Here is a 17918-nt window from a genome sequence, read left to right on the forward strand (position 1 = left end):
TATATTCATTTTACCGTTGTTTAACGAAACTTGAATGGCTCTTTTTACTTAAAAGAGGCTCATATTCTTTTTTAAAATCTGGTTTTACACCAAGAAGACTAGCCGTGCGACGAACAATATTAGCAAGCATTGGTCCAGCATTCATTGCCGCTGTTGCTGAACGTGTTCCCTCCTCTGGCTTTGGTTCATCGATAATTGTTAAAATAACATAGGCAGGATCATCAATAGGAAAAGCAGCTAGAAAACTATTGAAATTTTTTGTTTTAGAATATTTTCCATTTTCAACTTTCTCAGCAGTTCCTGTTTTACCACCTACACGATAACCTTCTACTTTTGCATTACGTCCAGAACCAATATCACTATTTAATTGATAAAGGTAACGCATATTTTGGCTTGTTTTAGCTTGCAAAACCCGTTTTGCATGGTGCAAAGTTTGTTCTTTTGTACGTTTTAAAAATGTCGGTGGAATTAACCAACCACCATTCATTAAAGCTGCCGCCGCAACGGCTGTTTGCAAAGGTGTTGTTGCCATACCATGCCCAAAAGAAATTGTCATAGAATGGATCTCCTTCCAATGATGTGGCACAATAGGATGAGCAACTTCAGGCAACTCTGTTACGAGTCGATCCAGTAACCCAAGTTTTTGCAAAAAATCACGATGTTTATCAATCCCTATCGCCAATGCCTCTTTAGCAGAACCAATATTGGAAGAATAAACAAAAACCTCCCATAACGTTAAGGGACGATTTTTTCCGTGAAAATCATGAATCATATATCCACTACTTGCCTTTATTGGCTTTGAAGCATCAATAATACTGTTTAAATGAAAAATATTGGAATCAAGTGCCATGGCGGTCGTAAAACTTTTAATAATCGATCCCATTTCAAATGTTCCGGCCGTCATCCGATTGAGACGATCACTTTTTAAAGCTTCAATAGGGTTTCCAGGATCAAAATCTGGTAGTGATGCCAAAGCCAAAACTTCTCCCGTATGTATATTTAAAATAACAGCTCCTGCAGCAATTGCCTTATAACGCTTCATAGCCTCAATAAGTTCATCATGGACAATTGCCTGAAGTCGCACATCAATCGAAAGCTGAACTTGTTTTAATGATTCTTCCATGGCAAGACCAGCAGCACGCAGAGCACTCAAACCCGCATCATCAATATATTTTTCCATACCTGCAATGCCTTGATTATCAACATTCACCATGCCGAGAATATGGGAAGTTACAGGTCCATCGGGATAAAAACGACGAATTTCAGTCCGAAAACCAATTCCTGGAATACCAAGGGCCATAATTTGTGTCTTCTGCATTGGTGTTAACCCACGCTGTATCCAAGAAAAACCAGATTTTCTTTTTAAGCGCTTATAGGTTTCCTGCCAATTAAGATCAGGCAAAACTGTTGAGAGCAATTCAATTGTTTCATCCACATCAATAATACGTCGTGGCTCAGCAAAAAGTGAATAAGTTTTAATATCTGTTGCCAATAAACGACCATTACGATCAACAATATCAGGCCGTGCCATCAATTGAAGAACTCCTGGCCCCTTTGCTTCTTCAATCTGTCCACCTTCCAACCCATAAGAAATAAGGCAAGCCACCATGATGCCATATAAAATTAAAAAGCAGAACAACGAAAAAAGCAAACGTGGACGACTGGAATAGGAACGACGAACAGAAACATTATGATTATTCAACGAATTCTTAAAGTGCTTTTTCTTCTGTAAGAATAAAAAAGTCGACTTCATCACTGCACGCCTTTTTGGACAACACCATTCATCTGAAAATCTCGCCGATTTGCCAAAATATCTTGATTATCTTCCAAAATATTTTGTTTAATCAATTCTTCAATTGGATCATGTACCCGTACCGGAATGTCCTTCAATTCTACGATTTGACGCGGCTGTATAACTTCTAATCCAAGTTCTTTTTGATAACGTTTCGCAAGTTTTTGCATGCGCGAAGGCTTGATCATCACAGCCCACTCAGCATGAAGCAAACTCACCGTATTTTTTGCTGCAGCAATTTCATGCTCAAGATGACGAATTTCGTTCATTCGTTTTTGAACATCATATTTTACCTTATAAGTAAGACCTGCCATACAAATCATAATCATCACTAAAATCATATCAAATGTACGAAAAACTGTCATTTCTTGCTGCCTTCAAAACTGACAATCTCTGCTAAACCAAATAATTTCATATCTTCTGCAAGAGCCTCTGCCTCAGTCCGTACACCAATACGCAACCGCGCAGAACGTGAACGAGGGTTTTTTTGTAACTCCTCTTTGGTTGCCGTTATCCCACCTTTAAACAACGGAAAAAATGTTGCTGGAGCAGCCTTTATTTCAGGCAAATAGCGTGATCTCCCACATTCTCCAGAACGAGCCGAAAAAAATCTTTTGACCATACGATCTTCAAGAGAATGAAAACTGACAACCCCCAAACGGCCTCCAGCTTTTAAAACGCGTTCAGCAGCAAATAAACCACGCGCCAATTCACCAATTTCATCATTAACATAGATACGAAGAGCCTGAAATACACGTGTTGCAGGATGAATACGCTCTCCCGGCTTACGCCCTACCAACGCTTCGATAGCATACGCCAAATCACCCGTACGTAAAAAAGGCTGAACAACACGACGCTTTTCAATCATCCGTGCAATTCGTCCCGCATAACGCTCTTCTCCTAATATCTTAAAAATACGCGCTAAATCCCTTGCCTTTAAATGATTGACAACATCACTGGCTGTAAAACCAGTCTGAGCCATTCGCATATCTAAGGGACCATCTTTTTGAAAAGAAAAGCCTCTTTCTGCTTCATCAAGCTGCATTGAAGAGACACCAATATCCAAAATAACCGCATCCACCTTCTCTTCAACGACACGATCGAGCTGTGAAAATGTCATGTGTACCAAACGAAGGCGTGGAAAAAATTCATCAACAAGCGATTGTCCCGCACTAATAGCATAAGGATCACGATCAAGAGCAATCACCTGTGCCCCTGCCTTTAATAAAGCGCGCGTATAACCACCAGCACCAAAGGTGCCATCAATCACTTTTGCTCCAACCAATGGCATAAGCCCAGCCAAAACTGGCTGCAACAACACTGGAATATGGCGTTCAGCTCTTTGATCCTGCTTTATCAAAATAATCCGTCTTGAAGTTATGCTGTTTCAAATCAACAGCTCTCTCATGGTAATTGATATCAGAATAACTCAACTTTCAACTTTCACATCAATCACAATGAACAAAAAGCTAAAGTTATCCCGATACGCATCCTAACGCATTATGCTTAAAGAAATGTTATAATTTTTTTAAATATTCTTTGTTCAAAGATACATTTCAAACACACCAACTCCATGAAAGCCCATATGGAATCGATCTTATAAAATACCGCGTATAATCATGAAATATCAGTCGGCCTATAAGCCGGGTTCTGTATAGTAAAGCTTACACTTTACATGGCAACCATTCATCTGGGACGGATGTTACCATCCGCCTCGTGCAACCTACCCGAATGACTCGCCCGGAAATCGGCTGCAAATTAATTGCACGTCATTTCTATTTGGTCTTGCTCCCGGTGGGGTTTACCTTGCCACATTCATTACTGAATGCGCGGTGGGCTCTTACTCCACCCTTTCACCCTTACCTATAAAAATAGGCGGTTTACTTTCTGTGGCACTTTCCCTAGGGTCACCCCTGCCGGGTGTTACCCGGCACCGTTTTTCCATGGAGCCCGGACTTTCCTCACCTGCCGCATTTCAGCATTGGACAAGCGCGGCTGCCCAGCCGACTGACATCCTAGGTTTATAAAACATTTTTTGCTCAGTGGAAATAGCATCTTAAAATATTTTATGACAAACCTCTCTCAACAGATGTTTTTATTTTAATGAAGCCAGATAAGTTTTTACTTTTGTGCAATATTTCGCTGAAATGGAATTCATTTTTTTTGCCGCATGGCCTGCGTTATATTTCAGGATTGTACCACACGTACTTCCACCACTGAGTTTATATGCCCGTGCCAAATAACGCATACCATATTCAAGATTGGTCGCAGGATCGTACAAATCTTGTACAGAACCACTAAAGCCCAACCCTCGTGCAGTAGAGGGTTTAATTTGCATCAAACCTATTTCGCCAGCAGCCCCCTTTATACGTGCCTTATAATTACTTTCAACTTTTACAACAGCATGTGCTAAATTAACGGGAACATTATATTTATTTGCAAGTTTCTGAATAAGAAACTCATAAGGACGAGCAGAAATCTGAGAAGCAACACTCCCTAAGCCTTCTCTTGTTTCTGCAACATTTAAAACACTATGAGCCAAACTTATATCAAACACAAAAAATACAGCATACGCTGTATTTAACAAGATTTTCAAAAATTGCATTTTCTTTCTCTCACTCAAAAATTCTCAAATTCTAACCGCAAATAATTTCCAAATGTATTGTACAAAAAAAGAAAGCAAGAAAACGGCTTGAAAAGGGAAATATTAAGACAATTTCAAGATAAAATTCTTTATAAAAAGAAAAACTCTTTATACATAAATTATAGATTTCTCTATATCATCAAATAAAAAAACTAAAAGACTATAACTCAACTTATATCATATTAACTAAAATGATATATTTTATCAAGTTCTGCTATATCTATTGTATCAATCGATTTTTATATTATAAAATAGCACTTTAAAGAGATATGATATTTTTTACATACGATGATTAAATTTTTTATTGAGATCAATTCCACAAAGCAATAGAGACGAAACCATCTTTATCGAAGATCCTCGATATCAAAAAAATTTCACAAAAAATATAAACCGTTATCAACACTTCTTTCTGGTTAATAAACACCCACTACACTCTTTATGTCCGATAAAACCTCAACAAATCCCCCCATCATTGCGCATAAAAAATTCATAAATATACTAAAACCATTATACTCTTTACCAATTCAAAATATTGCAATAGACTTTTAGCTCTCAAGATGTCTCAAAGAAGCTTTTTAATTCCTTTTTTAAAGAGCTTTTATCCACACAAGCCTCCTACTTGTGGTGTACAAGAAACTGATTTTAATTTTTTCACCATGGATAAATTTAAAATGAGAGAATTTTACAATTCTTAAGATTCTTACTCAAGATGAAAATGATAAATTATCATTATAGAACAATATACTAAAAAATATATCTGTCTTTTTCCCTACAACAAAGCTTAACAATGATTTTTGTCTGTTTTTTGAAAAATGTTAGAAAGCTCAATACCCCCAAAGCCTTTTAAAATAAAAATAGACCTCTCATCTTCATTCAAATATTTTTTATTTGTTACAGACTATCATCTTATTAGCCTTGCACCTCATTTTCAGAAATAATACAAGTGGATAAATATCCTAAAATCCGTAGAACAAAGGAAGCTTAAATCCTTTAAAAATTTTTTATTTTCTCATATCAAATAAAAAATAACTGACATATAAAATGCAGTTAATGTGTTTTATTATAGTCAATACCGCTTTTGCTTTTGTCATTGTAGCGCTTGATAATGCAATTAACTTGACCAATACCCTTAATAGACTTTCTATCTCTCCTGTAATAATTGCAACATTACCATTATACTCCGATTGCTTACCTTTTGAGTAAGATAAATTTGTTAATTATCTTAAAAATTGATTATCTCCTCGCACTTTTCAAGATTTCATGAAAAGCTCTTGCTCCTTAAAATAAAACCCAAAAGCGCGATTAAAAAATAGCTAAAAATAAGTATTAGCAATGGAAGGACGAGAAATCGCTTTCGAGAGAGCCATAGCAACAGTTTCACCAGATTTTTGAGCCTGTTCACGACTCTGACCACTTTTAACAGCAAGCGCAGTTACATCACGACGCAGCTGCGCAATAAACAACTCTTGCTGTTGAGGGGTCATCTTAGAAAGATGCTTGATAATATCTGGAAAAGATACGGATAATCTCTCTAATAACTCCTCCTCTGTTACATCAAGCTGCTGAGAAGAAAAAGAAGAGCGACTGGAAAAAAACTGATAAACAACACTACTTCGAGAAGCAAAAAAGACAGCGCCAAAAATAAAAAATACAAATAAAACAAAAATAATACGATGCGAAAAAGATTCCATTATCTCTTACCTAAAGATCACAGAATACAAACATAGATTCCTTTTATGATTTCCCTTATAGCATTCAACAATGCCTCAATAAAGAAAAATCAAATTATTCAAAATGAATACGCTAACACTATCCGCCTAACAAAACTTTAGGTACTATAGGCGAAACAATAACAGATCTTACACTTCCCCCCTATAAAACCTTACACATCCCCTAAAACAATTATAAAAAGCCTGACTGAGGAAATCCTCAGTCAGGCCAGACAATCTAGGGGATCCACGCGGGGGGGGGGGAGGAGGTTCCCCGATCGTCCTCTCACATCAACCACTAAGATAGCCGATGCAATATTCTTGCTATGGAATAAAATTCTTTAAACAACAAGAAATTCTTATCATCTTCTACGCAAAAAAACATAAAAGAATTATAAATTATTTAAAAATGTTTAAATTTAGGCAAAAAAAGTTCAAAATGACCCAATTTGAAGCAATTTTATTTCTAGAAGCACCAATTAGAATCTACGATCATTATAACTTTTAAATAGTTTCTTTCATAACTCTGATGATCATAATTAAAAAAACAGTAATTTCTACGTATCCACCCTATAAAAATCAAACTACGTAAAAGTAGAATCATTTTTCCAACAGCAATCACCACAAAAAGAAAAACGTAGATTTTTAAAATCTTACACAAATAACCGTAAAAAATGAAAAACTTTTTCTTGCAAGAAATCTATGAATTATTCATATAAAACAATAAATTATAGAAATAAAATCTTATCTATTTTTATAAAAAATTTCTGTAAATGATCATTAAAATATTGTTACATCCCTCATGTAACAATCAATGAAAAATTTAAACAGCTTAATCTTATGAAAAAATGAGAGCTCTAACGGTATTTGCTTCGAATCACGCCCTACAGTCATTGCAAATCACGATAAATCATTTTACAATAACCAACAGTCTCTAACGCATCTTAACATAACAAACCGAGATCAATGCAGACATTTTTGCTTAATCTCTATCATTTAAATGATCCCGTAAAATAATACACATAGTAATTTCTATGCTCAAAAATTGTTATAGTCTGTTCTTCTAACGTAAACAATTCATTGATTTGCAATCATAACTCATCATTTTACAATTTACATGAGAGATCTCAAGAACGTAAGGTTCCCTTATTTTCAATCTTCGTCTATTGAATCAATGAATAGCCATACTATCGCACATCACAAACAAGAAGAAGCATATGGATAAAAAACATAAAACGATAATGCCGGCTTACAACTTTCATTTAAACTAAAGACGATGGTGCCCTATCAATTTTACGCTATACCCACGGACTGCGTCATAAGATGAGCGGCAAACATAAAAAGAAAGAAAATACGTTTGGCAAGAACAATGGACTTATTTAATAACCTTCATAACTTCTCATGATAAAGAGATACGAAACTTTAGTGTAATATCACGCTTTTCTTTCCTACTTTCAGCCACGAACTATCCATAGATCATCGCCGATCTTATTTTTATGAATATAATGCAAAACACATAGATGAATGCTTATAGGAAGAAATAAACGTAAAGCCAGATGCGTTATTATAACCGTTGTTGTACAAAATGTTTTTAAAATTCAGAATATCACTCCAATCATTACCAATTTATGAGTAATTTTATGGCATCATCTACCAAGCTTTTACTTTTTCTATTACTTGTAAATCAACACCTGCTCTAAACATAGCAATATGTTTGAAATAAAGATTAGAGCAAATGAGAGCCATGTGAAAAGTTCTAGCTTTTATATGCCCAATTAGAGTAAAAATATTTACATCTGTTTGAGAAATCTTAAAAAGCCATCATTCATTTTGGAAGAAACATAAAAGCCCAAAGATAAAAAACTATTGCTATCTTTACCATCCCTTTCATTTGCCTTTACGACTTTCAAACACGCTCATAACGCTGTATTTTAAATAATGAAAATCATGCATTGTCTCACCTTTTTACTTTTTCGTCTTTTTAGAGCATCTTTTTGCACTCCTCACTAAAAATTCTAAGGTACTTCTTATCTAAAAATCTGTTTTAAAGAGACATTTTAAAATCTATTGGGCACCACCATCTTTGACATTTATGAAGGTATGAGCCATCACTATATTATATTGTGCGGCATTATATCATATTGCAGCCGCTCTCACATTTAGAAAATGTATGAAAGATGTATTTTCTTTTACAAACGGTATCATTAAGATAAATACCTTCTTTTGTAACAGACAAACAGACTCTTTTGGATTCTGAAACAGGAAATTTGAAATGAAAAAATATTCCTGTATTCAAACCTCTCATTGAGTCTAAAAAAATCAATGATCTTTTAAAATCAATATATTGGCTAATAAAATATAATATCAAGACACCTTAAATAATGATCCTCATAGGCTTAACTCTATAGAAGGTGCTTCATTATACAGCCTACACGCCCTTATAAAACACCAATACTCCCATATAAAAACATAATACAAATGTAAAAAACAATAGCTTATCAATGATTGAAGAAAGTTTTATCTTTACGCTATTCCTTGAGAAAAATCAGAGAATAAAGCACATTAACAAACGCGATTTATGCAAAATCTACTTGTTTATCTTTGATATCGTCAACCAATAAACGCGGATCACGAGCAAGCCAAAGCGTAACCATACCCTCCTCATTGTTTTCATTTTGTATAGGAGTAAGACAAACCGTTTGTTCTAGAACAAATCCCGAATTTTTAAGCCATTGTTCTATTTGTAAAGCCGAAAATCCAAGACGCATATGCACTTGATCAGAATATGAAGGCTCAATTTCATGATAACCAAAATCCACAATCAATAAACGGCCATGAGGACGCAAAACGCTTGATATCTCATGAAGAAATATTTCAGGATTTTCAAGAAAATGTAAAACCCAATGAAGAATAACTAAATCAAAAGTTGTATCTCCAACAGACAAGTGAAAAACATTGCTATCAAGCACGACTTGAACCGCATGCGTATAAAGATTAGAAAACAATTTTAAGATAGAGTCTCCACCTCTTCCAATATTCAGCATCGTCTGAAATGGTTTATCGCCAATGGTTTCAAGTAAAGCGTTTTCTACACCATGATCTGCCATATAGGATGACCGTAATACATCCCATTGCAATGCATTTTGTAAGAAATGCTTCTTCCTCGTTTTTTGACGCTGCTTTTTAACATCCTTCAAACGTTCTAAATCATGCGCTAACAACACATCATTCTTTGGCAAAGCCGAAAGAACACCCATCACAATGTCTTTACCCCAAAAATCATGACAAAGCTTAAAATAAAGGCTATCCCCCTTCTGATAACGCTCAATCAATCGTGCTTCGTACAATAAACGTAAATATCGTGATATACACGCTTGCGACTGATCAAGAATAAAAATAAAATCAGGAATTGTTAAATCTTCATGATGTAAGAGCCTAAGAACACGTAAATGGCTTACTTCTGCGACCGCTTTCAACAGCACAATCATTGCATCTAAACTTGCACTTTTTTTCATAAATACCCCCTAAACATTCCTATAAACATTTGTTTATAGGAAAAAAAGTCAAGCATAAGGCGCATATTCTCATCTATTTTGTTCTTGTCATTTTATCATACTATGAAAAAAATAGGCTAATGTAAAAAACCAACAGATCTTATCTCCCTGCTTCTCGTTATAATGAGAATACATTGATTTATAATAATAATTCATTCATTTTTAACTTGAATAAAAAACCGGAATACCGTAAATTTTTCTCATTTCAAATCTATTCATGATAAATCAATCCAAATCATTCTCTTACAGCTCATAAACGGAGGGGACAGATGGATAAAAATACCTTTTATGCCCACCTCAAAACAAGAACTGCATACTATTGAGAAAAAATAACATAATAATGCCAGCTTGCATTTTTATTAAGTAAAGATGATAATGCTCAATGACCAGAGCATTCGTAGAAATAGTACTATACTCTTCATCCCCTCTTTTTCATTGCAGTTTTACAAAAAATAACCGGTTATATATCATGAGTAGAATAACCCTATTTAGGTCATAATTTCATAAAGTGTCTCTTACTCTTTTCAATGAATAAAAACTCCCACAGAGTACACACACTTTATTTATGAAATAACAAACGCAATAAAATACACTATTATTCCAACAAAGTTGAGATAAAAAAAATTCTAGCGTGTAAGAGGTTTATAATTTGCATGCTTAGGATTAAGAGATTCCGCCCCAAGACGACGAACTTTATCAGCCTCATATTCAGCAAAATTACCTTCAAACCATTCTACATGACCATCACCTTCAAAGGCTAAAATATGTGTTGCCAATCGATCAAGAAACATACGATCATGCGATATGATAACTGCACAACCAGCGAAATTTTCCAATGCATCTTCCAATGCACCCAATGTTTCAGTGTCAAGATCATTTGTCGGTTCATCAAGAAGAAGCACATTCCCCCCCTCTTTTAGAAGTTTCGCCAAATGTACGCGATTGCGCTGCCCTCCTGATAAATTTGCCACCTTCTGCTGCTGATCTGCCCCCTTGAAATTAAAAGCCCCGCAATAAGCGCGGCTATTCATCTCATATTTGCCTAATTTAATAATGTCATTTCCACCAGAAATTTCCTCCCAAACAGTTTTATCCCCCACCAAGGAATCGCGACTCTGATCTACATAACTCATGTGAACTGTTTCACCGATACGTATTTGACCTGAATCAGGCTGTTCCTGTCCCGTCAACATTTTAAACAAGGTCGACTTTCCCATACCATTGGCTCCAATAACGCCAACAATACCCCCAGCAGGAAGTTTAAAAGAAAGAGAATCAATCAACACACGTTCGCCATAAGCTTTAGAGAGATTATCAACTTCAATAACAACTTGTCCTAATCTTTCTCCAATAGGAATAATGATTTGCGCCTCTCCAGGACGGCGCTCACGTGCTGCTTGAACCAACTCATCATAAGCCTTAATCCGAGCTTTTGACTTTGCTTGTCGCCCCTTTGGACTAGAAGCGATCCATTCTTGCTCACGGGATAACGCACGTTGACGCGCCGCCTCTTCACGACCTTCTTGAGCCAAACGCTTGGCTTTAGCCCCCAAATAAGCAGAATAGTTCCCTTCATAAGGGATACCTCTACCGCGATCTAACTCTAAAATCCAACCCGTGACATTGTCGAGAAAATAACGATCATGGGTTATCAAAAGCACGGCCCCTGGATATTCACGTAGATGCCTCTCAAGCCAAGCCGTCGTTTCAGCATCTAAATGGTTTGTCGGTTCATCCAAAAGTAATAAATCAGGTTTTGACAAAAGCAATTTACAAAGTGCAACACGCCGCTTCTCACCACCCGAAAGTTTTGTTACATCCCCATCGGCTGGCGGACAACCAAGAGCAGCCATAGCCATTTCCACTTGACTTTCTAAATCCCAAAGATTCTGACTGTCAATAATGTCCTGAAGCTGTGCACTTTCATCAGCCGTTTCCTCGCTATAATTCATCATCAATTCGTTATAACGCTCAAGAATTTCCTGTTTATCTGCAACACCTTCCATCACATTACCACGTACATCTTTGCTCGCATCAAGCAAAGGTTCTTGTGGTAGATAACCACAGCGTGCTCCTTCAGAAATCCATGCTTCTCCCGTATATTCTTTATCTAGCCCAGCCATAATACGTAAAATAGTTGACTTCCCTGCACCATTCGGCCCTAAAATACCGATCTTCGCATCTGGATAAAAAGACAAATGAATATTTTCTAGAACTTTTTTATTGCCGTAAGACTTGTTAAGCCCAGCCATATGATAGATAAATTGACGTGCCATAAATTTCTCTTTATATTATGCGATATTAAAGATTAGGATTTTGAAAAAAACTGCTTTTGCTTTTTGAAACAGTACAGTAAATAGCACTTACATCGTATCAAAAGCTTTTCGCTTTATATTGGTACATTTTTTCTAATCTCACAAGCCCCAGTATGGTCCTGAATGCAAAAAAACATCCCCCTAAAGAGCAAAAAGCAAATCTTTTTAGCTGTCCCTGAAACCTGTTATCAAACCTTGCCTCTCTTTTCCATACCAGATATAACATTGTATTTTTATCGTATTAAACCGACTTATCAATGTAATATGGTACCACAAAGAAAAGCAATTCTCTATGCGCCTTCTTTTCTCGCTTTATGGGCTTTATATTACGCAGTAAAAAATCCTTCTCTTTTTTCATCGATTTTTTGCTACGGAAAGCAATGGACCTCACCCCTTGCCTTGATATGGCTTAAATTACGTTTACAAAACGACCGCCGCCTTATGGGATCTGACGTCCCAAGCCCAATGATCATGAAAGCTCTGCATCAACACATAGCAACAAATGAATACAGTGCACTTCCCATTGGTACGTGGTTACAATTCGTAAAAAACTATAAAACCAATTGTAAAAACTTATCCATCCCCCTCTTTTGGCTTGATAATTATAAAAATAATATCAATATCCAGCAACTCATTTCAAAACTTCAAGACGACATATAGCTTTTTAAAAATACGATAAAAGCTCATCTCGTATAGGAATATATTTATGGAAAAAAAAGCCTTAATCGTCATTGATGTTCAAAATGACTTCTTATTAGGTGGAGCACTTGCCGTACCACAAGGTGATGCTATTTTACCCGCCGTCAATAATCTCATAAATCATTTTGACCACGTTATCTTAACCCAAGACTGGCATCCCAAAAACCATTGCAGCTTTGCTTCCTGCTATCCTGAAAAAAAGCCCTATGATACAGTCATTCTTGACTATGGTCCTCAAATACTTTGGCCTGATCATTGCATACGAGGAACACAAGGAGCAGAGTTCCATCCATCTCTTAGAGTAGAAAAGGCACAACTTATCCTTAGAAAAGGCTATAATCAAAAAATGGATAGCTATTCTGCTTTTCTTGAAAATGATCAAAAAACACCAACAGGTTTACAAGTTTATCTCAAAGAACATGGCTTTACTAAGCTCATTATGTGTGGCTTAGCAACTGATTTTTGTGTCGGATTTTCTGCTCTTCACGCTATGCAATACGGTTTTAAAGTCAGTGTTTCATTAAATGCCTGTGCTGGTATTGATGTAAACGGATCACTAAACACTATGCTTAAAACAATGAACGAAGCTGGTATAGAACTTTTAATGGTTTCTTAAAATATCCTTCTCTAATCTACCATTATAATACACTGATTTATAAAGGATAAATTATTTTGCACATATTTAAGTAAGAGTCCAGAGTATCGTAAATTCTCTCATTTCAAACCTATTTTAAAATCATTCTCTTACACGTTACAAATAGAATCAATGTATGAATAGAAATCATTCAAAAAAACAGTAAGGCCTCTTATGAACCATTAATGCAAGAACTTGTCATAATATTGAAAGCGGGTAAAAGTATAGCATCATCTTTCTGCCTTATATTTAGGTCAAAAAGTATCCTAGGGATTATACATTATTGGCTTCATGAATATATCATGCAATGAATTCAACTTTTTAAAAACGCAAATAAGCAATAAAATAGTATTTTATTTTGCATGAAAGACCTCTTTTTATTCAAAGATATGCGATAAACAAAAGCGTGAAAAAGGAAGAAATCTCCATTACTTAGATACAACATGTTTATCCAATTGATGATGCTTATAACGAATCGAAGAATATAATGCCATTCCAATAATACAGATTCCCACCAGTCCTGTTAAAACTTCAGGAACCGATATAATCGTTTGCAGATACATAATCACTGCAAGAACTAGAATTGCATAAAAAGCACCATGCTCTAAATAACGATAATGCAATAATGTTCCTGATTCAACCAACATAATTGTCATAGAACGAACGTAAAATGCACCAATACCAAGACCTATCGCAATAATAAAAAGGTTGTGTGAAAAGGCAAAAGCACCAACCACGCCATCGAAAGAAAAACTAGCATCAAGAACTTCTAAATAAAGAAACGCCCCTACCCCCCCGTGAGCTACTGTTGTTAAAGTCTTTTGAGGAGTATCCAAGAGATGACCAACAACTTCAACACCGATAAAGGTCAAAAGTCCATAAAGAGCTGCCAATAAAAAAGTTATTTTATTTTCTGCGTCAATCTGACCTGAAACAAATAAGATCAAAATCAAAACAATGGCAATATCAATTCCAACAAGCGCCCCAAACTTTTGAGCAGGTCTCTCTATAACATTAAGCCAATGCACCTCTTTTTCAGAATCAAAAAAATATTTTAAGCCAACCATCATAAGGAAAGTTCCTCCAAAAGCAGCAATCCCCATATGCGCATCGGTTAAAACTTCAGCATATCGATGTGGTTCCCATATCGCTAATTTGACTGCGGCAATTGGATTAATCCCAACAGCAACGACAACCACCAATAATGGAAAAACAATTCGCATCCCAAATACAGCTATCAAAATGCCCCATATAAGAAAACGACGACGCCACAATGGACTCATTCTACTAAGAACACGGGCATTGATAATAGAATTATCAAAAGATAAAGAAATTTCCAAAATTCCTAAAACAACGCAAATAAAAAAATATTTAAGAAAACCAGTAATACTTTCCGTTTCAAACCAACCAATAACCCCTCCTAAAAAGACACCAATAATCGTGAAAAAAAAAGCAAACCCAAAATAGCGTAATAGGGCCATGATCATTCCTCAAAGTTTATTTTCTACTTCATCTAAAGCACACCCAGTACAAATCCAAAGTTTGCATCTCTTTAAAGTTGCATCTATTAATGCAGAGGTGTATAGAATATATATGGTAAAGTTACATGAAAATTCTCTCAAAAAAAGCAAGAGACAAATGTAGCAAACAAGGAATTTTGTTTTGAAGTGAATATCAATTGTCAATACAATAAGTGAAAGATTGCTTTCTATCCACGAAAATAAAAAAATAAAAAGAAATTAAAGCTATAATATTGACATTATATCATAGATTATTAATACATAGTGTGCTTTTATTATTTGATGATTTATACCATGATGATTTACCGAGGGAGATAATTCGTGGCACGTCCTGAAACTGAATCAAAAACTATATTTGGAAAACGTTTACGTTATGTACGTCTTGCTTTAGGCGATCCATCACGTGAAACCTTAGCTAAAAGTTTTAGCATGACAAAAAATTCCATTGCTTTTTATGAGCGTGGAGAAAGAGAACCTAATCTTAGTGTCTTACAAACATACCGCACGTTATATGGTGTCAATATTAATTGGCTTTTAACTGGACAAGGGAAAATGTTTGACACCGAATATACTAAAGGTGATTTTGACTGGAATTATTTTATTAAAAAAATTGAAGGTCTTGAAGAAACACTTGCCAACAGTGATCGTAATGAAAAACTAAATCAAGAAAAAATCGATAGCTCTTATGAAAAATTGCAGCAATATTTATCAAGGCAAGGTTCATCAAACGGTCTTAGCCCTAAAACTGCAACCTCTTTGATCGATATGAAAGCTAAAATGGCCAATTCTTATACCCTTAGCTTATTCATTGATTTACTCATTCGAAGCGTATCCCAAAAAGAGGTTATAGCTAATCAATAAACGTCTATTTCAAAAGAAAAAACAAGAAGTGATTAAACTCTGCCAGTATGGAGAAAAGTATTTTTTACTCTATCCGTGCTGGTGGGGTTTTGTATAATTTATAAAATTTATTTCTATAATGACAATAAAAATATTTGCGTTGTAAATGAAAGTATAGTGTCTTTAAATTAAAAAATAATTTTATAGTATAAAATTCTCATTCATATCTTATTGACAAGAAATTTTTTCTTGTTAAAAGAATAATAGCTCTCATAGAAATTATTTTTTAAGGTCAGAAAATTTAAGGGGAATATATTGACGGCTTCCTATAGAGACATACATTAATGTTCACAAACGGATTAGTTAAATATTTATCCTAAAAATTATCAGCTATTTTATGAGGTGGGAAACATGTATTTTGAGGTGTTTCAAGGAGTTCACAATCAATGGTACTGGCGTTTAATCTCAGGAGATGCACAAAAAGTTGCTTTTTCTAGTAAAGGTTATCCAACAAAACAAGATATCCTAATCAATATTGAACAAATCAAAGAAATTACACATAAGGCTCTTGTTAGAGAACTACAATCCTAACATTCTTTACCATTAAAATAAGCGTTCATTTTGTATAATGGTATGTTGAGTTACTTTTGTGACAAATGAAAGATGGCTGTTTTTCCCTCAATGAGAGGAAGTTTTTGTGTTATTTCTAACACTCACAAATAACATCCATATTCTTGTAGATTATATGTTTATTTTCAATCATACTCAAATCTCTATAGCATTTATCAAAAAGAAAATCTCTTAAGTCTTGTATTTTTCATAAAAATAAACGCACATGAAGAGAAGATAAATCATCAATGATGAAATATAATTACTCTACAAGATATTAATATCTTTTAATATTTCTTTTCTGTATCTAATAATCATAACTGATTTATCCATTTCATCTTCATAAAAAACAAATATCTCGTTCTTTCTATTATCATGCAATTTTTTATACCTATTAGCTGAAACTATCGTAGCATTTACACCTTACATCTAAAAGGAACATGCAAAATTGTTCCAGCAATAATATAAAATTTCTGGATTATATAGACGCGCTTTTTAATAACTAGCATACCTATAAATTGGTTTATCATCATAAACTCTTATTTTATGACCAACGACGCTCTGTCATATAAACTTAAATGTTTTCATAAAATCAGAGTAAACTTGAATATTCTCTTTCAATACAATCTCTCCATCAGTATCATAATTGGCTTCATTAAAGTTTATCTCTCTCTTCATTCCAATCTTCCTAACACATTTCCATGCCCTTTAATGCAAAATATGAATACAATCACTCTTTATCATCTTCAAATTTAAGCATTTTTTTATATTTCTTTTCATTCTTTTCATATTGCTTAATTTGTTTTTTCAGTTTTTCAATTGCTTGGTCACGTCTTTTAATCACCATACTTTGCTCTCTAATAGCTCTATCTCGTTCTTCAGTCATCTTCATAGAATCTCTTAAAAACTCATGCTTTATTCTTCTAGATTCCTCTTTTAAAATTTTCACTTGACTGCGATAATATAAAGAAAATCGAAATATAGCCCCGCTGCACAACAAAACAACAACCATTGCTCCCAATAAAATTTCGTTTACACTCATTTGGATCTCCCTTAATTGTCGCTCAAGTGATCATCTTGACCAATTTGTTTCATCCTCAATTAAAAAAAAGAATGCAATAAATTGCATGTTCCAAGTGTGAACAATCACTCTCGGCATTCTTATCTTCTCCATTAAAGCATTGATAAATGACGCAAATAAATCTCTGAAAGCGGCTAAATCTACACTCACACCAATTATTTGCGACACATTTATTGACACAAAATACAAAAAATAAGGAACGTCAAAAAAACTAACGACGCAATGCAATCATACAAGCCTTGCCCAAATCGTTCCTATCTTCTTTTTTTACACCATGTGGAATGCAGCTATATATGAAAGTTTTTTATCATTACAAAAATCTTCAGTGTCACAAAGCACAGCATTTCTGTAAAATTTTGCCTTCCCACAAATCTTTACATCATCACAAACTAAAGCATCATTATAAACTCGAGCCTTTCTACAATCACGAGTATCACCATAAAATTCAATACATTGAGCTTTCAAAACTTGATCAAAAAAGACCGCATTAGCGTAAACATATGCATCTCCACTCATATTCA

13 protein-coding genes and 1 other RNA gene are annotated in these 17918 nt (G+C 34.8%); 4 read left to right on the top strand and 10 right to left on the bottom strand.

Features of this window, described 5'->3' with window-relative positions; all coding sequences use genetic code 11:
* Positions 1 to 10: 10 nt before the first annotated feature.
* From ACFIJL_RS05800 to ettA, 8 genes are all read right to left on the bottom strand, one after another.
* Positions 11 to 1753, bottom strand: coding sequence for a peptidoglycan D,D-transpeptidase FtsI family protein (locus ACFIJL_RS05800; RefSeq protein ID WP_375623391.1), 1743 nt, complete (start codon positions 1751 to 1753; stop codon positions 11 to 13).
* Positions 1753 to 2157 carry a hypothetical protein gene (locus ACFIJL_RS05805; protein WP_375623393.1) on the bottom strand — a complete coding sequence of 135 codons (405 nt, stop codon included), beginning with the start codon at positions 2155 to 2157 and terminating at the stop codon, positions 1753 to 1755. The genes ACFIJL_RS05800 and ACFIJL_RS05805 overlap by 1 nt, the downstream gene beginning before the upstream one ends.
* On the bottom strand, positions 2154 to 3152 hold the full coding sequence (gene rsmH / locus ACFIJL_RS05810) for a 16S rRNA (cytosine(1402)-N(4))-methyltransferase RsmH (protein WP_375623395.1): 999 nt from the start codon (positions 3150 to 3152) through the stop codon (positions 2154 to 2156). Before rsmH ends, ACFIJL_RS05805 begins: the two co-directional genes overlap by 4 nt.
* Before the next feature lie 263 nt (positions 3153 to 3415).
* Positions 3416 to 3803: RNase P RNA component class A (rnpB, locus tag ACFIJL_RS05815), an RNA gene on the bottom strand.
* An 84-nt stretch (positions 3804 to 3887) separates the two neighbouring features.
* On the bottom strand, positions 3888 to 4397 hold the full coding sequence (locus tag ACFIJL_RS05820; protein ID WP_375623397.1) for a lytic transglycosylase domain-containing protein: 510 nt from the start codon (positions 4395 to 4397) through the stop codon (positions 3888 to 3890).
* A gap of 1352 nt (positions 4398 to 5749) precedes the next feature.
* Positions 5750 to 6127: a hypothetical protein gene (locus tag ACFIJL_RS05825; RefSeq protein ID WP_375623399.1), complete on the bottom strand. Its 378-nt coding sequence runs from the start codon at positions 6125 to 6127 to the stop codon at positions 5750 to 5752.
* Positions 6128 to 8721: 2594 nt separating this feature from the next.
* On the bottom strand, positions 8722 to 9660 hold the full coding sequence (locus ACFIJL_RS05830) for an ArsR/SmtB family transcription factor (RefSeq protein WP_375623401.1): 939 nt from the start codon (positions 9658 to 9660) through the stop codon (positions 8722 to 8724).
* A gap of 665 nt (positions 9661 to 10325) precedes the next feature.
* Positions 10326 to 11975, bottom strand: a complete 1650-nt coding sequence (ettA, locus tag ACFIJL_RS05835; RefSeq protein WP_273790793.1) for an energy-dependent translational throttle protein EttA — start codon at positions 11973 to 11975, stop codon at positions 10326 to 10328.
* A gap of 162 nt (positions 11976 to 12137) precedes the next feature.
* Between ettA and ACFIJL_RS05840 the strand changes: the two genes are divergently transcribed.
* Positions 12138 to 12674, top strand: coding sequence for a hypothetical protein (locus ACFIJL_RS05840; RefSeq protein WP_375623403.1), 537 nt, complete (start codon positions 12138 to 12140; stop codon positions 12672 to 12674).
* A 46-nt stretch (positions 12675 to 12720) separates the two neighbouring features.
* The gene (gene pncA / locus ACFIJL_RS05845) at positions 12721 to 13329 is read left to right on the top strand and encodes a bifunctional nicotinamidase/pyrazinamidase (RefSeq protein WP_375623405.1); all 609 of its coding nucleotides are present in this window, start codon (positions 12721 to 12723) and stop codon (positions 13327 to 13329) included.
* Positions 13330 to 13775: 446 nt separating this feature from the next.
* Here the strand turns inward: pncA and ACFIJL_RS05850 are convergent, their stop codons facing one another.
* Positions 13776 to 14828 carry a DUF475 domain-containing protein gene (locus ACFIJL_RS05850; RefSeq protein ID WP_375623407.1) on the bottom strand — a complete coding sequence of 351 codons (1053 nt, stop codon included), beginning with the start codon at positions 14826 to 14828 and terminating at the stop codon, positions 13776 to 13778.
* Positions 14829 to 15188: 360 nt separating this feature from the next.
* On the opposite strand from ACFIJL_RS05850, the gene ACFIJL_RS05855 reads away from it, so the two are divergent.
* Together ACFIJL_RS05855 and ACFIJL_RS05860 are read left to right on the top strand one after the other, a co-directional pair.
* Positions 15189 to 15728 (top strand): helix-turn-helix domain-containing protein, encoded by a 540-nt coding sequence (locus ACFIJL_RS05855; protein WP_375623409.1) that lies wholly within the window; start codon positions 15189 to 15191, stop codon positions 15726 to 15728.
* A 390-nt stretch (positions 15729 to 16118) separates the two neighbouring features.
* Positions 16119 to 16298, top strand: coding sequence for a YegP family protein (locus ACFIJL_RS05860; protein WP_375623411.1), 180 nt, complete (start codon positions 16119 to 16121; stop codon positions 16296 to 16298).
* Between the two features lie 748 nt (positions 16299 to 17046).
* Here the strand turns inward: ACFIJL_RS05860 and ACFIJL_RS05865 are convergent.
* Positions 17047 to 17358 (bottom strand): hypothetical protein, encoded by a 312-nt coding sequence (locus tag ACFIJL_RS05865; RefSeq protein WP_375623413.1) that lies wholly within the window; start codon positions 17356 to 17358, stop codon positions 17047 to 17049.
* Positions 17359 to 17918 lie beyond the last annotated feature (560 nt).

The sequence above is a fragment of the Bartonella sp. TT119HLJHH genome (assembly GCF_042193385.1).
GTDB lineage: Bacteria > Pseudomonadota > Alphaproteobacteria > Rhizobiales > Rhizobiaceae > Bartonella.